Annotated in this window: 1 pseudogene; it reads right to left on the minus strand. The window is 73.9% G+C overall.

From position 1 onward, the window contains the following. Positions 1-141 precede the first annotated feature (141 nt). Positions 142-1,141: pseudogene (locus tag AC2W7G_RS16870) on the minus strand (methyl-accepting chemotaxis protein); the annotation flags it as partial.

The raw sequence follows: 1,141 nt of genomic DNA on the forward strand, positions 1-1,141 counted from the left end.
CCGCGGCCGGCAGACGTTCGGGCAGTGGCTGGAGCAGGCGCGGCCGGCACGCACGCGCGCCTGACGTCAGGCCAGGATCGCGCGCGTCGCCTGCGACTGCTCGGCCAGCACCGAGCCGATCGTCACCTGGGTCTCGTTGACCCGCTCCACGGACGTCCGCAGGCCCTCGAGGGCGCTCACGACGTCCGAGACCTGCTGCTGGATCGAGGTGACCTGCTGGTCGACCTGCGTGGTGGCGTCGGCGGTGGCGACCGCGAGCTCCTTGACCTCGCTGGCGACGACCGCGAAGCCCTTGCCGGCCTCGCCGGCGCGAGCGGCCTCGATCGTCGCGTTGAGCGCGAGCAGGTTGGTCTGCGCGGCGATCTTGCGGATGGTCCCGACGACGTCGCCGATCTCGGCGCTGGAGCGGCCGAGCTCGGTGACGAGCGCGGACGCCTCGTGAGTGACCCGGCGCCCCTCCTCGGCGACGGACGAGGCGACGGCCACATTCTCCTCGACCGTGCGGATCGATCCCTGGATCGTCTCGCCGGCGCGCTGGAGCCGCTGGCCCACGGCGAGCCGCTCGAGCGCCTGGCTCACCAAGAACGCGGTGTTGCGCAGCGCCTCCTCGCGGCTGCGCTGCAGCGTGAGGGTCTCGGTGGCGAAGAAGTCCATGGTGCCCACGACCTCGCCCTCGACGACGATCGGCAGGCAGACGCCGGACTTCACGCCGGCCCGCTGGGCGACGGGAGCCCGCACGCAGTCCACCATCTCGCCCAGGTCGCTGACGAAGACCATGTCGCGACGGGCCCAGGTGCGTCCCGACAGGCCGACGCCCGGGGCGAAGGTCGAGCGGAGGGTGACCTCGCGGAAGGCCGGCCCGGCGTCGCCGGACTCGACGGCGAAGCGCAGCACCCCGGCCTCGGGGTCGACCGCCCAGAACGAGCCGTACGCCCAGCCGAACCCGGCACGGATGCCGTCGAGCGCGAGGCGCAGCGCCTCGTCGCGCGACGACGCCTCGGACACCTGGCGCAGGATGCGGCCCATGGTGTCGAGGTCGAGGTCGACCTCGGCCTGGCGGGCGTCCGCACGCCAGCGGTCGAGGGTCGTGGCGAGCGTCGAGGCCAGGACGCGCTCGACCGGGACGGCGGCCTCGGCCGGT

It is taken from the genome of Aeromicrobium sp. PFPM2_SD2 (assembly GCF_057364525.1).